Origin of the sequence: Paenibacillus tengchongensis (assembly GCF_008973665.1) — a bacterium.
Taxonomy (GTDB): Bacteria; Bacillota; Bacilli; order Paenibacillales; family Paenibacillaceae; genus Paenibacillus_AQ; species Paenibacillus_AQ tengchongensis.
Map to the genome: position 1 here is coordinate 1 of NZ_WACP01000080.1, position 498 is coordinate 498.

The window sequence follows — 498 nt, forward strand, 5'->3', positions numbered from 1 at the left end:
GATGAGTATATTACCACGGATGCTGAAAATGGTGTTTTTGAAGGTCAGAAAGAGATCTTCGTCACCCAACCAGGTTTGTATCGAGTCATGTCGAGTGACCGAAGCGCGGCTGGTAAGCGCTTTCAGAAGTGGTTATTCCATGAAGTCATACCGTCGTTGACTAAATATGGGGTATACCCACCTCCGCCAGAAGCTAAAGGATCAGCCTTCGCGCAAATGGCTGAGATATTGGCCCAAAACTCACGAGCACTTGCTGATGCAATTCATAATCATGAAAAATTAGTAGAAGATGTATCACGAGTTAAAGGTAAAGTTGCCAACGTTGAAAACCGTCTGAAACTGTTAGAATCAAGTCCTTCCACTATAACTGAAGATATGCAATCCCTTGATGAGCGACTTGCTTTCCTTGATATGAGAATGGAAGAAAAGCATTTCACCGAGACATTAGCTTGGTGTGAAAATCTTTCAGTTCAAAAAAACAGGAAGGTGATTCGCAAG

1 protein-coding gene is annotated in these 498 nt (G+C 42.6%); it reads left to right on the forward strand.

The annotated features are described in order from the left end of the window. The coding region (locus tag F1381_RS27985; RefSeq protein ID WP_281349987.1) for a BRO family protein at positions 1–498 on the forward strand (498 nt) is incomplete at both ends.